Consider the following 21,442-nt stretch of genomic DNA (forward strand, 5'->3'; position numbering starts at 1 on the left):
TGGGGGACCTTCGCGTGACGCTGCGGGTGCGCCGGCTTCCACGGGGCCGGAATCCTGCTGGCCTGCTCCTTCCTGGTCCTTGTCGGGGTGGTGGTCGGCCGTCAGACGCGGGCCGGAAGCTGATGGGCTCGCTGCCAGGCGGCGGTGAACGCGGTGGCCCAGGGCCAGGTCCGGTCGAGGTGGAGGGTGCGTCTGCGGGCGTGGGAGGTGAGGCGGGCGGGCAGGTGGTAGAGCTTCATGCGGATCGTTTCCGCTTCGGCGGCGGCGAGTTCGGGCTCGTCGTGCAGGAGAAGGAGCCGCGTCCAGGCGTCGAGGTCGGCGGCGATCGTGGCGGCCAGCACCCAGGCGGCGTTGATCTGCCAGGACTTCGAGGGCAACAGCCCGAGGCCGACCCGTTTGATCGCTTTGACGCGGTCCTCTACCTCGGCGTGATCCCGGTACAGGGCGTCGATGAACCACACCTGCCCCGAGGCGGGAACCCCGGAAAGCCCTTGGTGGGCGGGGATGTTCGTGGCGACGATCTGGTAGCGCCAGCCGGTGCGTTTCTCGAAGGCGGTCAGCTTCTTCGCATCCCGCCGCGAGGGCTTGACCCGGCGCACGATCAGCCGCATCCCCTCGGGCCAGCCGGTCAGGTCACGGACCCCGGTCAGCTCGGCGACCTGGTAGGAGACCGTCTCGCCGTCGAATCCCTTGATCTCGTGGACCTCGCCGTCCTGCCGCAGTGCGGCCGTCCACACGTTCTCGGGCAGCAGCGCGATGGCCTGCTCGTCCGTGGCGTTGATGGCCCAGCCGGTCACCCAGCGCACCCGGCGCCGGCTGGTGGACAACTGCTGGAGGTGGTCGAGGACATCGTGGCTGAAGGCCGCGCCGTCGATCCGGATCAGCAGCTTCGACCACAGCGGCAGCGGAAGTTGCCGCAGCGCGGCGGCCAGGACCGTCTTGTGGTCGGCGACATCGTTGGGCGGCGCGTTGCCGGGCCGCAGCAGCATCGCGACGCATTCGCGGGTGTTGGCCACCCACGCTCCCAGCGGCATGTGACCGAAGCTGCCCTTGAAGGTGCCCGCCGCGCCCTCCTTGGCGCTGGTGCAGGTGACGATGGTCGCGTCCAGGTCGAGGACGTACCAGCCGGTCAGGGCCCGGCCGCACACCGTAATCCAGGGGAAGCCGCCGGGGCGCAGGGCGAGCAGCGTCCACACCACGCGGCGTATAGCAGCGCGGACGCGCTCGACCCGCGCCGCCACCAGGCCGTCGATCGTCGCCAGAGTGCGGCGCAGGGTGCTGTCCGAGACTGGGCGCGGGAACAGCGGCCGCCATTGGTACTGCAGTCGCTCGGCTTCCAGGATGTTCGTCGCGCCGAGCACGATCGCACAGGCCAGCTGGACCAGCGCCATACCCCGCTCCCGCCAGCCCGGCCCGGCGCCCTTCGGCAGCGCCGCACTCAGTGCGGTGACCAGGCCAGTGCGGTCGGCGACCTTCCGCAGCAACACCACGCCCGCGTGGCCGATCAGGTTCTTGCCGTCGGCCCGCGCAGCAAGCCGGTGATCCCATTCGGTAGCCTGCACCTGTCGGGTGCCTCTTCTCTGCGACGGTTTTGATCTAGGCAATCCAGATCATCGCAGGTGGGAGGCACCCTTCTTCTGTCGGGGCATCAGGTCACAGACGTAGCTGAACACATGAGGCCAATGGCCTGCCCCCAGACAAGATGCTTGGGGGCACGTTGCGAGACCTAGCGAACACATCGCTGGGCTCGCGAACCTCCGACTTCGACGCCCTCGACGGGGCAAGGAAAGCTCGCAACTTCATTGCGCATAAAGGAGCCTCGGTAGGCTCACTATCTGCCGTGAGTCAAAACGACATATTGGAGCATACAACGCGGCTGCGCGCTGCCGTAGCCGATCTGGCTTTGGGCGACAACGTAGTGTCCCAATGGTGCTTCCACCTTGATGAGCCGAACGACTCTCTTCCGAGGATGCTGATAGAGGCTTACCCAACCATGGTCGATGGTTGGGCCTTTGGTCACTTCGGTGGCCTACTCGACGCCGAGGACGGCTCGCCCTCGGATGTCGTTGAAGCTGAGTAACTCTGTCTCGCAAATAGAGGCACCCTCCACGGGGTGCCTATAGGTGGCTAGTGAGTCTGGCCTCCATTCCTCGGCCAGGGCGAGAAGCGAACGCCAGTGAGCTTCTATAGAGCAGCGCCCTTGGATGGGCACTGCTTCTCTCTAAGGCCATAAGTTCCCCGGGCCTTCATCGGCCAAAGCATAGCTGCGCAGCGGAGCGCAGCAGTTAACGGCCCCGAAGGGGCCCCACTAAGGCCATAAGACGCCGAGGGCCGTTCAGGCCGCCTCGGTGAACCACTCCTCATCATCGATCCACCCCAGACACTCCGAGGAAAGATCGCCAGCCAGCAGTCGGAATGTCGTCTTCGCTCCCCGCTTGCTCCCGACCGTCTCGACTTCGAGCCACTCAGCATCAATCAGGGTTTTTACGCCGCGCTCGGTATATCGGCGAAGGTTTCCGGCCCTGTCGCGTACGCCGACAGCATCGGCGAGCGAGCGCCACGGAATAGTTACCTGGGAGTCATCGCCGCACAGTCGGGCTATTTGTCGGGCAACGGCCTGACCGCTACGAGGCACGCATAGGATCGCGTCGCTGTACCACAGGATGGCCTGTCCGGTCGGGAAGATTGTTTCGGCCGCCAGAGCGTACCCGCGCTTCCGGAGTTTCGCTCTGCGCACCTCGATAGCATCCGCGCATTGGTCGAGAAAAGCCATTGGCCAGTTCCCCTCTCGGTTCAGGCATCAAAAAGCCCCGGCTACCTTCGGGGCTCTTGGTGGTTGGTCTGCGGTCTTCGCAGTGCTCAGCCATGTCTACAGCCGAACCCCTGGCGGAATCCAGGTTGAGTAAACCTGCAAGGCGTGACGTCGCCCACGCGTTTAAACACAGCGGAGTGCAGGCCATGTAAACGGTCCGGGGAGAAATTCACAAACATGGAAAGGCCCCCGAAGCGTTTACACGTGTCGGGGGCAAGGGTCGGGAACGTGGTAGGCCCTACCTACTTCCGCTTATAAGCCATCTGCTTCGGCAGGATGTATTCCGCCTCCGGCTCGATCAACCAGTATCCCTCGGGAACTTGAAGCCCGGTTTCCTTGGCGATCTCGACAAGCTCAGGCATCTTGCAGACGACTCGTCGACTTCCATCTTCCGTAGCCCCCACCGCCACAGTTATGCCGTGCCGTTGCAGGAACACACGCTTCTGTTCGTCATCCTTAGTCGTCCACTCTTCGGAGTAAGTCCACCCCGTCTCCTTCCAGGCCGGGGCATCCTCGGCAGTCTTGATTTCCTCCCGCAGACGCTCAACCTTGGCCGACTGGAATTCGTGCTGTCCCCAGTAGCGTTCGACCTGAACGTCGGTCTTGAACCGTCCAGCCAGGTAATCTGCTTCCAGTCGGTCTAGCGTCGTCTCGACCTCGGCAAGCTCGATCTTGGCCTGACTGATGGAATTACCAGTCCGCTCCATAACCGGGAGCGGGCCGAGAGTGACCTTCACGAAGGTCCCAACAGCCGTGTCTAGGTCATCGCGCCGAATGCGGCCAGGGTTAGGGCACGTTCCGGTGTTGACGTTGTTGCAGGCGTAGTAGTGATGCACGCGTCCATTCGGCTTCGTCTTCTTGTTGGACGACATCCGGGCGCCGCACCCCTGACAGGTGGCCACACCGCCAAGCATCGACCGCGAAGGGGTGGACCGCCTAACCGGGCGATCACTTTTGAGCGCGGCCACGAATTCCGACCACTCGGCAAAATCCATCAACGGATCATCAGTGATCCGAACATTCTCGCCGTTCTCGTCTACGACGTTCTCGCCCTTGTACGTGTAGATGCCGGCCACCGTGGGATTCATGGCTATGGCGCGAATCGCGTTGGCAGTCCAGGCAACGCCCCTCGGATCTTCCCCCTTCACGATTCGAAGATGATCCCGCCAGGTGGGAACGCCACGCTTATTCAGATCAAGCGCGATCTTGTACGACGACCAGTCACCCTTCAGCTGCTCGACAATCTCGCTGAATAGCTCCGCATACTTGGGGTCCTGAACCAGCTTCTTTCCGCCGCCTTCCTGCCGTTCGAAGCGGTACCCGTACGGCTCGACGCCACCGATCCAAACGCCCTTGGCCTTGCGAGCGGCCGAGCCAGAAAGCGCGCGGGCGCGAATGGTGTCCAACTCTCCCTCGGCAAAGGCAGCGATGATCTGAGCGAACATCTTGCCCATCGGGGTGGACATGTCGATGCCCTCGGTCACCGACACGATGGACTTCCCGTGCTTCTGGCACCACTCGAAGACCTCGGCGAAGTGACCCGCCTTCCTGCTGAGGCGGTCGAGCTTCCAGACGGCCAACACATCCCACTCGTCGGCCCGCTCGTTGAACCAAGGACCGAGGCCCGGTCGCTTGAAGGGGTGCATCGCACCGGACACGTCCAGGTCTTCCGCCCAGCCCGCTATGCGGCCGTCCACGGCCGGGCCAGCAGTCCAGTGCTCTACGGCCTGCCTCTGCTTCTCGGGACTGGTGGTGTCGTCCTTGAGGATGGACAGGCGGACAGCGCCCAGGACCCTCGGATGCCTGATCATGGCGGCGATCGTACGAGGGTCCACGCAAGATGAACAAGCCGAACGACTTCTTCAAGGACCCGCACCGCATCCGACGTTCGCGTCGATTCCGGTGCGGGGGCCGGGACTGGCGTAGCGCCTTCGGGGCGGCGGGGAGGCATCGCGCCCCCGCCGCCCCATCCGCAGGGGATGCGCCCCTGCACCCTGGCGGGGCTCCCGCCCCGGACCTCCTCGCGGGCCGACGGCCTCGTCCTCGAACGCCGGACGGGCTTCGTCATCGCCGTCGGACCGAATGGCTCGAACCTCGGACGAATTGGTCGAACGTCGGACGAACAAGTCGAACGACCACTTCAAAAATCCCCCGCCGATCCGGCGCCTCAGCCGACGTTCCAGAGTCCGCTTCCCCGGCCCGGGAGCCGTCCCCCATTCGGCCCATCCCCCGGAACAACCGCACCCGCCCCCGCGCTGTACCCGGTATGAGCGAATACCGCATCGAGCACGACTCCATGGGCGAAGTGAAGGTACCCGTCGACGCCAAGTGGCGGGCGCAGACGCAGCGCGCCGTGGAGAACTTCCCCGTCTCCGGACAGCGCATCGAACGTGCGCACATCGAGGCGCTGGCACGGATCAAGGGCGCCGCCGCCAAGGTCAACGCGGAGCTGGGGGTGCTCGACAAGGACGTCGCCCAGGCCATCCAGGAGGCCGCCGACGAGGTCGCCGAGGGACGGTGGGACGAGCACTTCCCCGTGGACGTGTTCCAGACCGGGTCCGGCACCTCGTCCAACATGAACACCAACGAGGTCATCGCCACTCTCGCCAGTGAGCGGCTCGGCCGGAACGTGCACCCCAACGACCATGTGAACGCCTCCCAGTCGTCCAACGACGTCTTCCCCTCCTCTCTCCACATCGCCGCCACCGGCGCCGTCAGCCGCGACCTGATCCCCGCCCTCGAGCACCTCGCGGCCTCTCTCGAACGCAAGGCCGACGAGTTCGCGGATGTCGTGAAGGCGGGGCGGACCCACCTCATGGACGCCACGCCCGTGACCCTGGGCCAGGAGTTCGGCGGCTACGCCGCCCAGGTGCGGTACGGCGTCGAGCGGCTGAACGCCTCGCTGCCGCGGCTCGCCGAGCTGCCGCTGGGCGGTACCGCGGTCGGCACCGGCATCAACACGCCGGCCGGCTTCTCCGCCGCGGTCATCGCCGAGGTCGCCCGCGCCACCGGGCTGCCGCTCACCGAGGCCCGCAACCACTTCGAGGCCCAGGGCGCCCGGGACGGCATCGTCGAGACCAGCGGGCAGCTGAGGACCATCGCCGTCGGCCTGACGAAGATCGCCAACGATCTGCGGTGGATGGCCTCGGGGCCGAGGACCGGACTCGCCGAGATCGCCCTTCCCGATCTGCAGCCGGGATCCTCGATCATGCCCGGCAAGGTCAACCCCGTCATCCCCGAGGCCGTCCTCATGGTCGCCGCGCAGGTCATCGGGAACGACGCGACCGTCACCACCGCCGGCGCGGCCGGCAACTTCGAGCTCAACGTCATGATGCCGGTCCTCGCGAAGAACGTGTTGGAGTCGGTCCGGCTGCTCGCCAACGTCTCCCGGCTGCTCGCCGACCGGACCGTGGACGGCATCGTCGCCCACCCCGAACGCGCCCGCGAGTACGCCGAGTCGTCGCCCTCCGTCGTCACCCCGCTCAACAAGTACATCGGGTACGAAGAGGCCGCGAAGGTCGCCAAGAAGGCTCTCGCCGAGCGCAAGACGATCCGTCAGGTCGTCCTGGAAGCGGGCTACGTGGAGCGTGGCGACCTCACGCTGGAGCAGCTCGACGAGGCACTCGACGTCCTGCGGATGACCCACCCGTGAGGACCGCCCCTCATGTCACCCGCCCGTGGCGAACCATGACGGGCGCCTCGGCGTCGTATGCGTGGGGCACCTAATATCTGTGCATGGCGGACGGTGGAGCGGTGAGACGAGTGGAAGCGAGCAGGCCGACGACATACTGGGCGCCTGGAGAGCACATCCTCTGGCGGTACCGGGAGAACGCCGGTGAACGCTTCCACATCGTGCGCCCCGTCACCGTGGTCAGGGACGACGACCAACTGCTCGCGGTGTGGATGGCCCCCGGCACCCAGTGTGTGCGGCCCGTCCTCGCCGACGGCACGTCGCTGCACGCCGAGCCGCTGGAGTCCCGCTACACCAAGCCGCGGACGGTGCGGCTCGACCGCTGGTTCGGTGCCGGGGTGCTCAAGCTGGCGCACCCCGGTCAGCCCTGGTCGGTGTGGCTGTTCTGGGAGCCGGGCTGGCGGTTCAAGAACTGGTACGTGAACCTGGAGGAGCCGCTGGTCCGGTGGGCCGGCGGCGTCGACTCGGAGGACTACTTCCTGGACATCTGCGTCTACCCGGACCGCAGCTGGGGCTGGCGCGACGAGGACGAGTTCGCGCAGGCCCAGCGGGACGGCCTGATGAATCCTCGGCTGGCCCAACGGGTGCGGGAGGCGGGGCTGTCGGCGGTGGAGGCGATCCGCACCTGGCGGGCGCCGTTCTCGGACGGCTGGCAGCACTGGCGGCCCGATCCGTCCTGGTCCGTTCCGTCGCTGCCTGAGAACTGGGATCGTACTCCTGCGTATGTGACCTCATGAGACCCTTGTTGCGCCCCCGCGGTGCAACCGTAGGATCGTCCTCCGCAAGGGCACACCACAGCAACTCCCGCAATATGTGCTGAGCTTGACCGAACGTCACCGAGGGGCGGCAGGACGTGAGCGAGGGGTACGAGGACCGGACCGGGACGGCGCGTCCGACCCGTGGGTCATGCACGGCGGGTGACAGCGCCGGAATTCTGTTCCTGGGACACGTATTCCGGGTATCGGCATTTCTGCGGGACGAACTGCACGGACGGCGCGCAGCCCCGGACGGATGGATTCGACACGCGTGACGGAGCACCCGACCTCCCATGAGCGCCCGCAGCAGGGCGTCGGCCCCGCGGACCCCCGCGGGGCGCTCCTGCGTACCCCGGAGCCGCTGCCCGTGTCCCCCGCCCCGGCCTTGCCCGCACAGACCCGGGCCGGCGAGCCGTCCGCGTCGCCCGCCGGTCCGCTGCCGGGCGCGAAGCACGGACCGTCGGGCCCGCAGGGCGGCGCGTCCTCCGCCATGCCCGCGACGGGCGGCGGTGAGCACTCCCAGCCGGCCGCCGACGAGCCCGGCACGCACCGGCCGCGACCCGCTCCCGAGGGCATCCCGGTCCAGCCCGGCGGCGAACAGGACCGTGCCGCAGGCCTGCCCGGCGGCAAGGAGCGGCGTACCGGCAAGGCCCCGCTGCCGCACGGCCCCATGCCCATGCGCCGCGACGGGGACCGGCTGCGTTTCGTGGGCGCCGCGACCCGGCGGATCGCCCGCGGTATCGATCTCGACGAGATCGTGATGGGTCTGTGCCGGGCCACTGTGCCGACGTTCTCGGACGCGATCCTGGTCTATCTGCGCGACCCGCTGCCGGTGGGTGACGAGCGGCCGACCGGGCCGCTCGTGCTGCGGCTGCGGCGCACCGACCGGATCCCGCAGGAGCGGGACCTGGAGGACGGGATCCTGCCGGTTCCCGTGCCGGAGAGCCCTGGCCTCGTGGCACTGAGCAACGAGCTGTGCGAGGTGCGGCCCGGAGGTGCGCTCGCCGAGGTGCTGCGCGGGGTGCGGCCGGTGTTCGCGGACGCGCCGTCCGCCCGCGCCGCGCTGCCCGAACTGCTGGGCGACGACCTCACGGTTCCCCCCGGCCAGCGGGCGATCCTCGCCCCGCTGCGCGGCCGGCGCCGGGTCATCGGCGCCGTGCTGTTCCTGCGCCGCGCGGAGCGCCTGGCGTTCGAGGCGGACGACCTGCTGGTCGCCGCGCAGCTGGCGACGCACAGCGCGCTCGGCATCGACAAGGCGGTGCTGTACGGCCGTGAGGCGTACATCGCCGACGAGCTGCAGCGCACGATGCTGCCGGAGACCCTGCCGAACCCGACGGGCGTCCGGCTCGCGTCCCGCTATCTGCCGGCCGCCGAGACGGCCCGTGTGGGTGGCGACTGGTACGACGCCATTCCGCTGCCCGGCAGCCGGGTGGCCCTGGTCGTGGGCGACGTCATGGGCCACTCCATGACCTCCGCGGCGATCATGGGGCAGCTGCGGACCACGGCCCAGACGCTCGCCGGACTCGACCTGCCGCCGCAGGAGGTGCTGCACCACCTCGACGAGCAGGCCCAGCGGCTGGGCACCGACCGCATGGCGACCTGTCTGTACGCGGTGTACGACCCGGTCGCGCATCGGATCACCATCGCCAACGCCGGCCACCCTCCGCCGGTCCTGCTGCATCTGGGCGGCCGGGCCGAGGTGCTGCGGGTGCCCGCGGGCGCGCCCATCGGCGTGGGCGGAGTGGACTTCGAGGCGGTCGAGCTGGACGCCCCGGCCGGGGCGACCCTTCTGCTGTACACCGACGGTCTCGTCGAGTCGCGGCTGCGTGACGTGTGGACGGGCATAGAACAGCTGCGGGAGAAGCTCGCCGCCACCGCCCAGCTCACCGGCGCGGATCATCCGCCGCCGCTCGAGGCGCTGTGCGACGAGGTGCTCGACATGCTCGGCCCCGGCGACCGGGACGACGACATCGCCCTGCTCGCCGCCCGTTTCGACGGGATCGCGCCAAGTGATGTCGCCTACTGGTACCTGGAACCGGAGGACGCGGCCCCGAGCCGGGCCCGGCGCCTGGCCCGCCGTGCGCTGGCGCGCTGGGGCATGGAGGAGCTGACGGACTCGGTGGAGCTGCTGGTGAGCGAGGTCGTGACCAATGCCGTGCGCTATGCGTCACGGCCGGTCACGCTGCGTCTGCTGCGCACCGATGTGCTGCGCTGCGAGGTCGGCGACGACGTGCCGCAGCTGCCGCGGCTGAGGCAGGCGCGGGCCACGGACGAGGGCGGCCGGGGGCTCTACCTGGTGAACCGGCTGGCCCGGCGGTGGGGCGCGACCCGGCTGAGCACCGGGAAGGTGGTCTGGTTCGAGCTGAACCGGGGCTGAGCGGCCGGCGCACCCGTACGGCAATCAGAACCGGACCGAAACTGGACCCCGTCCAAAAGTTGCCGGCATCCCATCGGCGGAGTTGACTGCTGAGGTGAGCGAAGCGACCTGACCGACCCCTCTGTACGACGGGAGGACGCTCGTGACGCAGGCACCCCAGTCGGTTCCTTTCACCACCAGCAACTCGGGCATCCCGGTGGAGAGCGACGAGCACTCGCTCACCATCGGCCCCGACGGCCCGATCCTGCTCCAGGACCACTACCTCATCGAGAAGATGGCCCAGTTCAACCGGGAGCGGGTTCCGGAGCGGGTGGTACACGCCAAGGGCAGCGGCGCGTACGGAACCTTCGAAGTCACCAACGATGTCAGCCAGTTCACCAAGGCAGACCTGCTCCAGCCGGGGAAGCGCACCGAGATGCTCGCACGTTTCTCCACCGTCGCGGGTGAGCTCGGCTCCCCGGACACCTGGCGCGACCCGCGCGGTTTCGCGCTGAAGTTCTACACCCAGCACGGCAACTACGACCTGGTCGGCAACAACACGCCGATCTTCTTCGTCCGTGACTCACAGAAGTTCCAGGACTTCATCCGCTCCCAGAAGCGCCACCCGGTGACCGGGCTGCGCAACAACGACATGCAGTGGGACTTCTGGACCCTGTCCCCCGAGTCCGCGCACATGGTGACGTGGCTCATGGGCGACCGGGGCATCCCGAAGACGTACCGCAACATGAACGGGTACTCCTCCCACACCTACATGTGGATCAACGGCGGCGGCGAGAAGTTCTGGGTCAAGTACCACATGAAGACCGACCAGGGCATCGACTTCCTCACCCAGGAGGCGGCCGACGAACTGGCGGGCAAGGACGCCGACGTCCACCGCCGCGATCTGTACGAGGCGATCGAGCGCGGCGACCACCCGTCCTGGACGATGTACGTCCAGGTGATGCCCTTCGACGACGCGCCGGACTACCGGTTCAACCCGTTCGACCTGACCAAGGTGTGGCCGCACGGCGACTACCCGCTGATCGAGGTCGGCCGGATGACGCTGAACAAGAACCCGGAGGACTACTTCATCCACATCGAGCAGGCCGCGTTCGAGCCGTCCAACATGGTGCCGGGCATCGGCCCGTCGCCGGACAAGATGCTGCTCGGCCGGCTCTTCTCGTACCCGGACACGCACCGCTACCGCATCGGCCCCAACTACGCCCAGCTGCCGCCCAACCGGCCGCGCGTGGACGTGCACTCCTACGCCAAGGACGGCCCGATGCGCTACGAGCCCGCGCGCACCGCGCGGCCGTACGCACCCAACTCCTACGGCGGACCGGCCGCGGACGTCCAGCAGTTCGGCGACCCGGCCGGCTGGCACACGGCGGGCGAGATGGTGCGGGAGGCCTATCGGCTGCACCGTGAGGACGACGACTTCGGCCAGGCCCACACGATGGTCCGCCAGGTCCTGGACGAGGCGGCCCGCGACCGGCTGGTCTCCAATGTCACCAAGCACCTGCTGCAGGGCGTGAGCCGTCCGGTGCTGGACCGCGCGCTGCAGTACTGGCGCAACATCGACAAGGAGATCGGCGACCGCATCGCCCACAACGTCAACGGCGGCTGACAGCACAACGCGAAGGGCGCCCGGTGGCCGGTCCACCGGGCGCCCTTCCGCCACTGCCGCTTGTCCGGCTTCCGCTACCCGTTCGGATTCAGCGGGAGCTGCGGCGTCGCCGGCGGTGTCGTGGCCGGAGCCGTCGGCTGGTTCGTCGTCGGCGTCTGGGTGGGCGTCTGCGTCGGGCTCGCAGGAGCCGTGGTCGTCGGCGCCTGCGTCGTCGGCTGCTGCGTGGTCGGCGTGGACGACGGGGTCGACGTCGGCGACTGCGTGAGGCTGGGCGTCTCGCTCGGCTGGACCGCCGCGCCCTGCGTGGTGTCCAGGTCGAACTTGCTGACCGTGCCCATCGCCTGGAAGGTGTACGCGGCCCAGATCTGCGCCGGGTAGCCGCCACCGTTGATACGGCCGGGGGCCGGGAGGAGACCGGTGGCGCCCGAAAGGGTGACCTGGGCGCCGTTCTTGGCGTTCTCGCCGAACAGGCCGACAGAGGTGACCAGATCCGGCGTGTACCCGGTGAACCAGGCCGACTTGTTGTTGTCGGACGTACCCGTCTTGCCCGCGACCTGCTGGCCGTCACGCGACGGGTTGTCCCGGACGGACGTCTTGGCCGTACCGTCGTCGACCACACCGGTGAGCACCGAGGTGATCGTGTCGGCGGCCGTACGGTCGATGACCTGGTCGCCGATCGGGTCCGGCAGGGTGACCGTGCGGTCCTTGTGCTCCACCGACTTGATGATCGCCGGGGTGACCTTCTTGCCGTGGTTGTCGAGGGTCGCGTAGGCGCCGGCCATCTCCAGCGGGCTCGCGCCCATGGAGCCGAGTGTCTGCGCGGGCACCGCCTGCAGGCCCTTGGTGTCCAGGCCGAGCTGGCCCGCGACCTTCAGCACGTCTTCCATGCCGACGTCGACGCCCATCTGCGCGAAGACCGAGTTGACGGACTTGTTCATCGCCGTCTGCACGGTGATGTTGCCGTAGTTCTGGTCGTCCTCGTTCGGCGGGGCGAAGCCGATGGCGCTGCCCTTGACCGGCCGGCGGCTGGTGCCGTCGTAGATCGTGTTCGCGGTGATCGCCCGGCCGTCCTGCGTCTTGGCCTGCTCCTCCAGGGCGGCCGCGAGGATCAGCGGCTTGAAGGTGGAGGCCGGCTGGTAGTCGCGGCGCGTGGCGTTGTTGCGGAAGTGCTTGAAGTAGTCGACGCCGCCGTACATCGCGAGCACGCGGCCCGTCTTCGGGTCGACCGACACGGCACCTGGCTGGACGTCGCCGTCCACGGAGCGCTTCTTCGCGTCGAGCTTGCTCGTCAGCTGCGCCTTGACGGCCTGCTCCAGCTGGGACTGCTTCTTCTTGTCGATGTTGACCGTGACGGTCCAGCCGCCGGCCTTCACCATGGCCTCGGCGTCACCGAGCGAGGAGGCGGTGCCCTGGTCGACGAGCTGCTTCTCCAGCTCCGCGTTGGCCGCGTCCACCAGATAGCCGGTCTGTCCCTGCATACCGGGCGCCCCCTTGGGCGCCTTCGGTACCTGGAACTTCATGGACTGGCGCTTGCCCGCGTCCAGCCAGTGCATCTGGACCATGTTGTTCAGGACGTAGTTCCAGCGCGCCTGCACCAGCTTCTTGCCGGTGTCGCTCGCGATCGCCCAGTCGTACTGGTTCGGCGCCTGGAGCAGGGAGGCCAGGTACGCGCCCTCCTCGACCGTGAGGTCCTTGGCGTCCTTGCGGTAGTACGCCTGCGCGGCGGCCTGGATGCCGTAGGCGCCGCGGCCGTAGTAGCTGGTGTTGATGTAGCCCGCCAGGATGTAGTCCTTGGACTTCTGGCGGTCCAGCTTCAGCGAGATGACCAGTTCCTTCAGCTTCCGCGTGACGGTCTGGTTCTGGTTCAGGTAGTAGTTCTTGACGTACTGCTGGGTGATCGTCGAACCACCCTGCGCGCCCTTGCCGGAGACGGTGTTGAGCAGACCGCGGGCCGTGCCCTTAAGGTCGACGCCGGCGTCCTGGTAGAAGGTCTTGTTCTCGGCGGCCACGAAGGTGTGCTGGACGTCCTTGGGCACCTCGGCCAGGTCGACGTTCTCGCGGTTGATGTCACCGGTGCGGGCGAGGACCGAGCCGTCGCTGTACTTGTAGATGTTGCTCTGCAGCTTGGCTGCGGCGTTCCCCGCGGGGATGGGCGTCATCATGTACAGCAGGGCGAACGCACCCATGGCCAGCAGCACGAAGCCGAACAGCGAGCCGAGCAGGGTCTTCCAGGTGAAGAGCCTGCGTATGCCGCTCTTCTTCCTACCCGCCCTGCCACGCGCGGCGGCCCTGCCCGCGGTCGGCGCACCGCCCATACCGACCGACGCGGAGCTGGTCGCCCTGGTCGAGCGCTGGGGCGCCGCGCGGCGGCCACCGCGCTGCCGCGCTCGTCTCTCTTCCGCTCGTCCCATCGGTCGATGCGCTCCGCTTCCTTCTCGGCTGTCACACAGGTGCTTGGCTCAGGTCAGCTCAGAAAACTAACACCGCCCGGTAAGACAAAGGGGCGGCGATCCCCCCTTTTGCGGACGTGACAATCAGCACCCGTCCCAATGGAACCGACGTTCGAGAGGCATGGAAGGTTGTCGCGCCGGGTAATGTGATATCACTTAGATAGACAATGGCTATGATTCGAAACGGGGGACACCACCCATGTCGACACAAGACGCTTCCTCCGCCGGCGACATACCGGAGATGCCCGCGCCCCGGGTCCGGGAGTTCTCCGCGCACAGCATCGGCGGCGGTCTGGCGCTGGCGCTCGGACTGGCCGGACTCGCGCTCGCCGCCTGCCTGGTCGCGGCCGGCTCGACGGTCACCGCGGACGGCGCGAAGGCGGCACTGATCGTCCTCGGCGTCCTCGTCGGCCTCGCCGCGCTCATCGCCATGTCCGGCCTGAACACGGTGGCACCGGGCGAGGCCCGGGTCGTCCAGCTCTTCGGGCGCTACCGCGGCACGATCCGGCAGGACGGCCTGCGCTGGGTGAACCCCTTCACCTCCCGTACGAAGATCTCGACACGGGTCCGCAACCACGAGACCGCCGTCCTCAAGGTCAACGACGCCTACGGCAACCCGATCGAACTGGCCGCGGTGGTGGTCTGGCGGGTCGAGGACACCGCGCAGGCCACCTTCGAGGTCGACGACTTCCTGGAGTTCGTCGCCACGCAGACCGAGGCGGCCGTGCGGCACATCGCCATCGAGTACCCGTACGACGCGCACGAGGAGGGCGGGCTCTCGCTGCGCGGCAACGCCGAGGAGATCACCGAGAAGCTCGCCGCCGAGCTGCACGTGCGCGTGGACGCCGCCGGGGTGCAGATCATCGAGTCGCGCTTCACGCATCTCGCATACGCTCCGGAGATCGCGTCCGCGATGCTCCAGCGGCAGCAGGCAGGCGCGGTGGTCGCGGCACGGCGGCAGATCGTGGACGGCGCGGTCGGGATGGTCGAGGCGGCACTGGCCCGCATCGCCGAGCGCGACATCGTGGAGCTGGACGACGAGCGGAAGGCGGCGATGGTGTCGAACCTGATGGTGGTGCTCTGCGGAGACCGGGCGCCGCAGCCCATCCTCAACACGGGGTCCCTCTACCAGTGACGGCACCTACCGGGGGTCCGGCCCCCCAGCGTCGGCCGCAGCAGCGCAAGCAGGTGCTGCTGCGGCTGGATCCGCTGGTCTACGACGCGCTGGCCAGGTGGGCCTCGGACGAGCTGCGCTCGGCCAACGCGCAGATCGAGTTCGTGCTGCGGCGTGCCCTCGCGGAGGCCGGCCGCCTGCCCCGCGGGACCGGACCGATCCCCCGCAGGGGCCGGCCGCCCGCTTCCGAGGAGCCCGAGGCGTGAGAGCGCCCTCCGTGTAGCAGAACCGTGACAAACGGCCCCCACCTGCACTGACATCCTCTGGACCAAGATCTATACGCACCGTGTATACGTCATGTGTATACGCGCTATGTACAGTGCTCCCATGTCCATCGGTCACACCCTCCTGGGACTCCTGGAGTCCGGGCCCCGCCACGGCTACGACCTCAAGCGGGCCTTCGACGAGAAGTTCGGTCACGACCGGCCGCTGCACTACGGCCAGGTCTACTCGACGATGTCCCGCCTGCTCAAGAACGGGCTCGTCGAAGTCGACGGCATCGAGGCCGGCGGCGGGCCCGAGCGCAAGCGGTACGCCATCACCGACGCCGGGGTCACCGACGTACAGCAGTGGCTCGCGACCCCCGAGAAGCCCGAGCCGTATCTGCAGTCGACGCTCTACACGAAGGTCGTCCTCGCGCTGCTCACGCACCGCGACGCGGCCGACATACTCGACACGCAGCGCTCCGAGCACCTGCGCATGATGCGGATCCTGACCGACCGCAAACGCAAGGGCGATCTGGCCGACCAGCTGATCTGCGATCACGCCCTGTTCCACCTCGAGGCCGACCTGCGCTGGCTGGAGCTGACCGCCGCACGTCTCGACCGGCTCGCCGAGGCGGTGGCCAAGTGACTCCTCCTCCCGGTTCCCTGCTGGCCGCCGAAAACCTGCGCAAGGCCTACGGCCCGACCGTCGCCCTCGACGGCGCCGACTTCTCCGTCCACCCAGGCGAGATCGTCGCCGTGATGGGTCCTTCCGGTTCCGGCAAGTCGACCCTGCTGCACTGTCTCGCCGGGATCGTGCCGCCCGACTCCGGCTCGATCCTGTACGACGGCCGCGAGATGGCCGGCATGAGCGACGCCCAGCGCAGCCGCCTCAGGCGTTCGGAGTTCGGGTTCGTCTTCCAGTTCGGACAGCTCGTACCCGAACTGACCTGCGTCGAGAACGTGGCCCTTCCGCTGCGGCTCAGCGGCGCCTCGCGCAAGGCGGCCGAGCGCACCGCCCGGTCCTGGATGGAGCGCCTGGAGGTCGACGACCTCGCGGGCAAGCGGCCCGGGGAGATATCCGGCGGTCAGGGACAGCGCGTCGCCGTCGCCCGCGCCCTGGTCACCAGCCCGCGCGTGCTGTTCGCCGACGAGCCCACCGGCGCGCTCGACTCCCTCAACGGCGAGCGCGTGATGGAGCTGCTCACCGAGGCGGCCCGGTCCACCAACGCGGCCGTCGTGCTGGTCACGCACGAGGCGCGGGTGGCCGCCTACTCCGATCGCGAGATCGTCGTGCGGGACGGTAAGTCCAGGGACATGGAGCGCGTCGTATGAGCCAGTGGGCCCGGGATCTGGCCATGGGCGTCCGGTTCGCCTTCACCGGCGGGCGCGAGGGGTGGGCCCGGCTCCTGCTGACGGCTGTCGGTGTCGGTCTCGGGGTGGCCCTGCTGCTGCTCACCACCGCGCTGCCGAACACGCTGGTGGTACGGCACGAGCGTGAGGAGGCGCGCCTGGACTACACGTACAGCCAGACGACCATGCCCAGGTCCGACCGCACCCTCGTGATCGCGGACATCGACACGACGTTCCACGAGAAGGACGTACGCGGGCGGCTGATGGAGCCCGAGGGGGCGCGGGCGCCGCTTCCACCCGGGCTGGACACGTTCCCGGCCGTCGGGGACATGGTCGTCTCCCCCGCACTGAAGGAACTCCTCGGCTCCGACGGCGGAAAGCTGCTGCGGGAGCGGCTGCCGTACCGGATCGTCGGGACCATCGGGGAGAGCGGGCTGATCGGCTCGCACGAACTCGCCTACTACGCGGGGGCGAACGACCTCGCGGCGAAGATCAACGGTTCCTCGGTGGCCCGTATCGACCGCTTCGGGCACCCGACCGCGACCTCCGAGAAGTCGGACCCGGTACTGGTCCTGCTGGCGCTCGTCGTCTTCGTGGTGCTGCTGATGCCGGTCGCCGTGTTCATCGCCGCGGCCGTGCGGTTCGGCGGCGAGCGGCGCGACCGCAGGCTGGCGGCGCTCAGGCTGGTCGGCTCCGACGGCGGGATGACCCGCCGGATCGCCGCGGGCGAGGCGCTCGCGGGAGCCCTGGCGGGACTCGTCCTCGGCACCCTGTTCTTCTTCGTCGGACGTCAGGTCGCGGGCACCGCGGAGATCCTCGATGTCAGCGTGTTCCCCAGCTATCTCAACCCCTCTCCGGTCCTCGCCGTGCTCGTCGCGGTGGCGGTGCCGGCGGCCGCGGTGCTGGTGACGCTGTTCGCCCTGCGCCAGGTCGTCATCGAGCCGCTCGGCGTGGTCCGTGCGGCGCGGCCCAGACGGCGCCGGCTGTGGTGGCGGCTGCTGCTGCCGCTGGGCGGACTCGCGATGCTCTACCCGATGGTCGGCCAGGGCCACGACAACGGGAACTTCAACCAGTACCTCGTCACCGGCGGCGTCATCCTGCTGCTCGTCGGGGTGACCGCGCTGCTGCCGTGGATCGTGGAGACGGTCGTGGCCCGGCTCGGGCAGGGCGGCGTCGCCTGGCAACTGGCCGTGCGCAGGCTGCAGCTGAGCAGCGGCACAGCGGCCCGCATGGTGAACGGCATCGCGGTGGCGGTGGCCGGGGCGATCGCACTGCAGATGCTGTTCGCCGGGGTCGAGAGCGACTACACCAAGGCGAGCCAGAACGACCTCTCGCGGGCGCAGATGCAGGTGAACCTGCCGAAGGGGGTACCGCTCGACCCGGCCGCCCGGCAGTTCGCCGCCACCAAGGGCGTCCGCAAGGTCACGGCGCTCTCCTCCGCCAGCATCGGTGACCAGCGCAAGGACCCCGAGGCGAGCATGGAGCTCAATGTCGGCGACTGCGCCGCCCTGCGCGAGCTGGCGTCGCTGCCCTCGTGCCACGACGGGGACGTGTTCGCCCTGACCGGTGCCGAGTGGGACACCGACACGCCGAAGCTGGCCAAGCCGGGCCGGACCCTCTACATCGACCCGTCCTACGCCACCGAGCGCCACAGCGAGGTCGTCTGGAAGGTCCCGGCGCAGCTGAAGCAGGCTCGGACGATCAAGGACCCGACGGGTTCGCAGCGCGGCGGCATCCTGATGACACCGGGCGCGCTGCCCGACCGGGCCGCGGAGCCGGTCACCGGTGAGATCTACCTGTCGATCGACCAGTCCGTACCGGACGTGCGCGAGTACGTGCGGAACACGGCGGCGCGGGTCGATGTGCAGGCGGACGCCATGACGTGGGCGGCCTCGGAGCAGTCCAACAGGTTCACCTCCATCCGCACAGGGCTGTTCGTCGGCGCCGCCTGTGTGCTGGCGCTGATCGGCGCGAGCCTTCTGGTGTCCCAGCTGGAGCAGCTACGCGAGCGCAAGAAGCTGCTGTCGTCGCTGGTCGCCTTCGGCACCCGGCGCCGCACGCTGAGCCTGTCGGTGCTGTGGCAGACAGCGATCCCGATCGGGCTGGGGCTGGTGCTGGCGTCGACGGTCGGTCTGGTCCTGGGTGCGGTGCTGCTGAAGATGACCGGCCAGACCGTCCGCGTGGACTGGCCGAGCGTGCTGTCGATGACCGGCTTCGGCGCCGCGGTCGTCTTCCTGGTGACGCTGCTCAGTCTGCCGCCGCTGCTGCGGCTGATGCGGCCGGACGGGTTGCGCACGGAGTAGCCGGCGGACCGTCGTGCGGGCCCCTCCCCTGACCGGGAGGGGCCCGCACGCGTTCACAGGGCGTATTCCTTCACCACCCGCCGGACCTGCGCGAAGAGCATGCCGACGTTCACCGACTTGCGGCACACCACCACGGCGACGACGTCCTGCTGCTCGTTCATGCGCACGAACAGATGAGTCAGGTTGTCGCTGTTGACGAGGATCCCGCCACAACTCCCCTTGGAATGTCGCACACACGCCTGACGCGTCACGCTGAGGGGTTATGTGTACCAGCCGGGGCGTATATTCCTGCGAAATCCGCACTACCTGACGGAAGTTGAATTCTCTCGCCGTTCCGGGTGCGTCATCGGACACGCGAGTGATCGAGTATGTGTGCGCGGCTGCGCGGAGATTCTTCAGGTCCCCGGCCCAAGTACCCGTACGGGCAAGGGCCGCAGTGCCTCGCGCATGGCCTCGGCCAGCTGTTCGTACTCGGCTCCCCGGGCGGCACCCGCACGCATCGCGAAGGCGACGCGCCGGGTCGGCGCCGGGTCGGCGAAGTAGCCGGTGAGGAGCTGGTTGTTGCGGGTGGTCTCCACCTTGAGCGCGGTGCGCGGCAGCAGGGTGACACCGAGGCCGCCGGCGACGAGCTGGACGAGGGTGGACAGTCCGGCGGCGGTCGTGGTCACGGGCGCGCCCTCCCGCCCATCGGCCGAGGGCCTCCGCCCCGCCCCGCTGATCTCACGGCCGGCCTCCCGGCAGATGTCGAGGGCCTGGTCGCGCAGGCAGTGGCCCTCGTCGAGCAGCAGCAGGTTCAGCTCGCGCAGCGCCTGACGGGGGATGCCCTCCCGTCCCCCGAGCCAGTGGTCGAGCGGGGTGACGAGCACGAAGTCCTCGTCGAAGAGGGGGAGTTCGACGACACCGGGCACGCCGAGGGGGATGGCGAGCAGCAGCAGGTCGAGGCGGCCGGTGGTGAGTCCGTCGATCAGGTTGGCGGTCTGCTCCTCGTGGACCTGCAGGTCGAGGTGCGGGTAGCGGTCGTGGACGAGATTGAGGACGGTCGGCAGCAGGTACGGTGCGACCGTCGGGATCACCCCGAGCCGCAGCAACCCGGTGAAGGGCGCCCGGACGGCTTCGGCCTCCTCCATGAGGGCGCCGACCTCCACCAGCACCGCCTTGGCCCGTACGGCGAGGCGCTCACCGGCGGGCGACAGGAGCACCTTGCGGGTGGTCCGCTCCAGCAGCGTCACCCCGAGTACCTCCTCCAGCGCGGAGACGGCGCCGGACAGCGCGGGCTGGCTCATGCCGATCGCGGCGGCCGCGTCCCGGAAGTGGAGATGCTCGGCGACGGCGGCGAAGGCGCGCAGCTGGGCGAGACTGGGCTGACGACGCCCGTTACTCCTGGTCCCACCCATCCGTCGCACTCCTCACCGTTGGTCACTGATAAGCGATGTCGATCAACCTGACCGAGTGTAGCTATTACTCGTATCAATGCACCCTGTGCCAGGATCGGCATTGTCCAACCCCTGAGAAGCACCTTGTGTACGCGGTGCTTCTGTGCTGCAAGGAGAGCGCGTGCTCACTGTCGGTGACAAGTTCCCCGAGTTCGAACTGACCGCCTGCGTCTCGCTGGAGAAGGGCCAGGAGTTCGAGCAGATCAACCACAAGACCTACGAGGGCAAGTGGAAGATCGTCTTCGCATGGCCCAAGGACTTCACCTTCGTGTGCCCGACCGAGATCGCGGCCTTCGGCAAGCTGAACGACGAGTTCGCCGACCGTGACGCCCAGATCCTCGGCTTCTCCGGTGACTCCGAGTTCGTCCACCACGCCTGGCGCAAGGACCACCCGGACCTGCGCGACCTGCCGTTCCCGATGATGGCCGACTCGAAGCACGAGCTGATGCGCGACCTGGGCATCGAGGGTGAGGACGGCTTCGCGCAGCGCGCCGTCTTCATCGTGGACCAGAACAACGAGATCCAGTTCACCATGGTGACCGCGGGTTCCGTCGGCCGTAACCCCAAGGAGGTCCTGCGGGTCCTGGACGCCCTGCAGACCGACGAGCTGTGCCCGTGCAACTGGAGCAAGGGCGAGGACACCCTCGACCCGGTGAAGCTCCTGGCCGGTGAGTGAGCGATGTCCCTCGACTCCCTCAAGTCCGCCATCCCGGACTACGCCAAGGACCTGAAGCTCAACCTCGGTTCGGTCATCGGCAACTCCGACCTGCCGGCCCAGCAGCTGTGGGGCACGGTGCTGGCCACGGCGATCGCGTCCCGGTCGGCGATCGTGCTGCGCGAGCTGGAGCCCGAGGCGAAGGCGAACCTGACGCCCGAGGCGTACACCGCGGCCAAGTCCGCGGCCGCCGTCATGGCGATGAACAACGTGTTCTACCGGACCCGGCATCTGCTCTCGGACCACGAGTACGGCACGCTGCGCGCGGGTCTGCGGATGAACGTCATCGGCAACCCCGGTGTCGAGAAGGTCGACTTCGAGCTGTGGTCGTTCGCGGTGTCGGCGATCAACGGCTGCGGGATGTGCCTGGACTCGCACGAGCAGGTGCTCCGCAAGGCGGGAGTGGACCGTGAGGTCGTCCAGGAAGCCTTCAAGATCGCTTCGGTGATCCAGGCGGTCGGAGTGACGCTGGACGCGGAGGCCGTGCTCTCCGAGTGAGCGAACGGCGAAGAGGGCCTCTCCCACTTCGGTGGGAGAGGCCCTCTTCGTCCCCGGGGGCTCCGCACCCGG

At 68.4% G+C, this 21,442-nt stretch carries 16 protein-coding genes; 11 read left to right on the plus strand and 5 right to left on the minus strand.

Features of this window, described 5'->3' with window-relative positions; genetic code table 11:
* Positions 1-101 precede the first annotated feature (101 nt).
* The 3 genes from ACQEXA_RS22160 to ACQEXA_RS22170 all read right to left on the minus strand — a co-directional run bounded on the left by ACQEXA_RS22160 (position 102) and on the right by ACQEXA_RS22170 (position 4,623).
* Complete coding sequence (locus ACQEXA_RS22160; protein ID WP_433130807.1) at positions 102-1,562, minus strand: IS1380 family transposase; 1,461 nt, start codon at positions 1,560-1,562, stop codon at positions 102-104.
* 773 nt (positions 1,563-2,335) lie between these two features.
* On the minus strand, positions 2,336-2,773 hold the full coding sequence (locus ACQEXA_RS22165) for a hypothetical protein (protein WP_433130809.1): 438 nt from the start codon (positions 2,771-2,773) through the stop codon (positions 2,336-2,338).
* A gap of 281 nt (positions 2,774-3,054) precedes the next feature.
* Entirely contained in the window at positions 3,055-4,623 is a 1,569-nt protein-coding gene (locus tag ACQEXA_RS22170; protein WP_433130811.1) for a recombinase family protein, read from the minus strand.
* Positions 4,624-5,078: 455 nt separating this feature from the next.
* On the opposite strand from ACQEXA_RS22170, the gene ACQEXA_RS22175 reads away from it, so the two are divergent.
* The 4 genes from ACQEXA_RS22175 (at position 5,079) to ACQEXA_RS22190 (ending at position 11,241) form a co-directional block, all read left to right on the plus strand.
* Positions 5,079-6,464: a class II fumarate hydratase gene (locus ACQEXA_RS22175; RefSeq protein WP_432932011.1), complete on the plus strand. Its 1,386-nt coding sequence runs from the start codon at positions 5,079-5,081 to the stop codon at positions 6,462-6,464.
* 83 nt (positions 6,465-6,547) lie between these two features.
* On the plus strand, positions 6,548-7,240 hold the full coding sequence (gene fomD, locus ACQEXA_RS22180) for a cytidylyl-2-hydroxypropylphosphonate hydrolase (RefSeq protein ID WP_433130813.1): 693 nt from the start codon (positions 6,548-6,550) through the stop codon (positions 7,238-7,240).
* A gap of 274 nt (positions 7,241-7,514) precedes the next feature.
* Entirely contained in the window at positions 7,515-9,635 is a 2,121-nt protein-coding gene (locus tag ACQEXA_RS22185; protein WP_432932007.1) for a SpoIIE family protein phosphatase, read from the plus strand.
* 142 nt (positions 9,636-9,777) lie between these two features.
* Complete coding sequence (locus ACQEXA_RS22190; protein ID WP_359392136.1) at positions 9,778-11,241, plus strand: catalase; 1,464 nt, start codon at positions 9,778-9,780, stop codon at positions 11,239-11,241.
* A gap of 74 nt (positions 11,242-11,315) precedes the next feature.
* On the opposite strand, the gene ACQEXA_RS22195 is transcribed toward ACQEXA_RS22190, so the two are convergent.
* Positions 11,316-13,652: a transglycosylase domain-containing protein gene (locus ACQEXA_RS22195; RefSeq protein WP_432932003.1), complete on the minus strand. Its 2,337-nt coding sequence runs from the start codon at positions 13,650-13,652 to the stop codon at positions 11,316-11,318.
* 238 nt (positions 13,653-13,890) lie between these two features.
* Between ACQEXA_RS22195 and ACQEXA_RS22200 the strand changes: the two genes are divergently transcribed.
* The 5 genes from ACQEXA_RS22200 to ACQEXA_RS22220 all read left to right on the plus strand — a co-directional run bounded on the left by ACQEXA_RS22200 (position 13,891) and on the right by ACQEXA_RS22220 (position 18,724).
* A complete protein-coding gene (locus tag ACQEXA_RS22200) occupies positions 13,891-14,826 on the plus strand; it encodes an SPFH domain-containing protein (protein WP_432931999.1) in 936 nt (311 codons plus the stop codon).
* The gene (locus tag ACQEXA_RS22205; protein ID WP_432939513.1) at positions 14,772-15,071 is read left to right on the plus strand and encodes a hypothetical protein; all 300 of its coding nucleotides are present in this window, start codon (positions 14,772-14,774) and stop codon (positions 15,069-15,071) included. Before ACQEXA_RS22200 ends, ACQEXA_RS22205 begins: the two co-directional genes overlap by 55 nt.
* Positions 15,072-15,192: 121 nt before the next feature.
* Entirely contained in the window at positions 15,193-15,717 is a 525-nt protein-coding gene (locus ACQEXA_RS22210) for a PadR family transcriptional regulator (protein ID WP_359392144.1), read from the plus strand.
* Positions 15,714-16,403 carry an ABC transporter ATP-binding protein gene (locus tag ACQEXA_RS22215; protein WP_359392146.1) on the plus strand — a complete coding sequence of 230 codons (690 nt, stop codon included), beginning with the start codon at positions 15,714-15,716 and terminating at the stop codon, positions 16,401-16,403. The genes ACQEXA_RS22210 and ACQEXA_RS22215 overlap by 4 nt, the downstream gene beginning before the upstream one ends.
* Positions 16,400-18,724, plus strand: coding sequence for an ABC transporter permease (locus ACQEXA_RS22220; RefSeq protein ID WP_433130816.1), 2,325 nt, complete (start codon positions 16,400-16,402; stop codon positions 18,722-18,724). The genes ACQEXA_RS22215 and ACQEXA_RS22220 overlap by 4 nt, the downstream gene beginning before the upstream one ends.
* Before the next feature lie 395 nt (positions 18,725-19,119).
* Here the strand turns inward: ACQEXA_RS22220 and ACQEXA_RS22225 are convergent, their stop codons facing one another.
* The gene (locus ACQEXA_RS22225) at positions 19,120-20,118 is read right to left on the minus strand and encodes a LysR substrate-binding domain-containing protein (RefSeq protein WP_432931994.1); all 999 of its coding nucleotides are present in this window, start codon (positions 20,116-20,118) and stop codon (positions 19,120-19,122) included.
* Between the two features lie 160 nt (positions 20,119-20,278).
* Between ACQEXA_RS22225 and ACQEXA_RS22230 the strand changes: the two genes are divergently transcribed.
* A complete protein-coding gene (locus tag ACQEXA_RS22230) occupies positions 20,279-20,833 on the plus strand; it encodes a peroxiredoxin (RefSeq protein ID WP_359392152.1) in 555 nt (184 codons plus the stop codon).
* A gap of 3 nt (positions 20,834-20,836) precedes the next feature.
* A complete protein-coding gene (locus ACQEXA_RS22235) occupies positions 20,837-21,370 on the plus strand; it encodes an alkyl hydroperoxide reductase (RefSeq protein WP_359392154.1) in 534 nt (177 codons plus the stop codon).
* Positions 21,371-21,442: the final 72 nt, after the last annotated feature.

Source organism: Streptomyces sp. CA-106110 (assembly GCF_050936285.1).
In the GTDB taxonomy this organism is placed as follows: Bacteria; Actinomycetota; Actinomycetes; order Streptomycetales; family Streptomycetaceae; genus Streptomyces.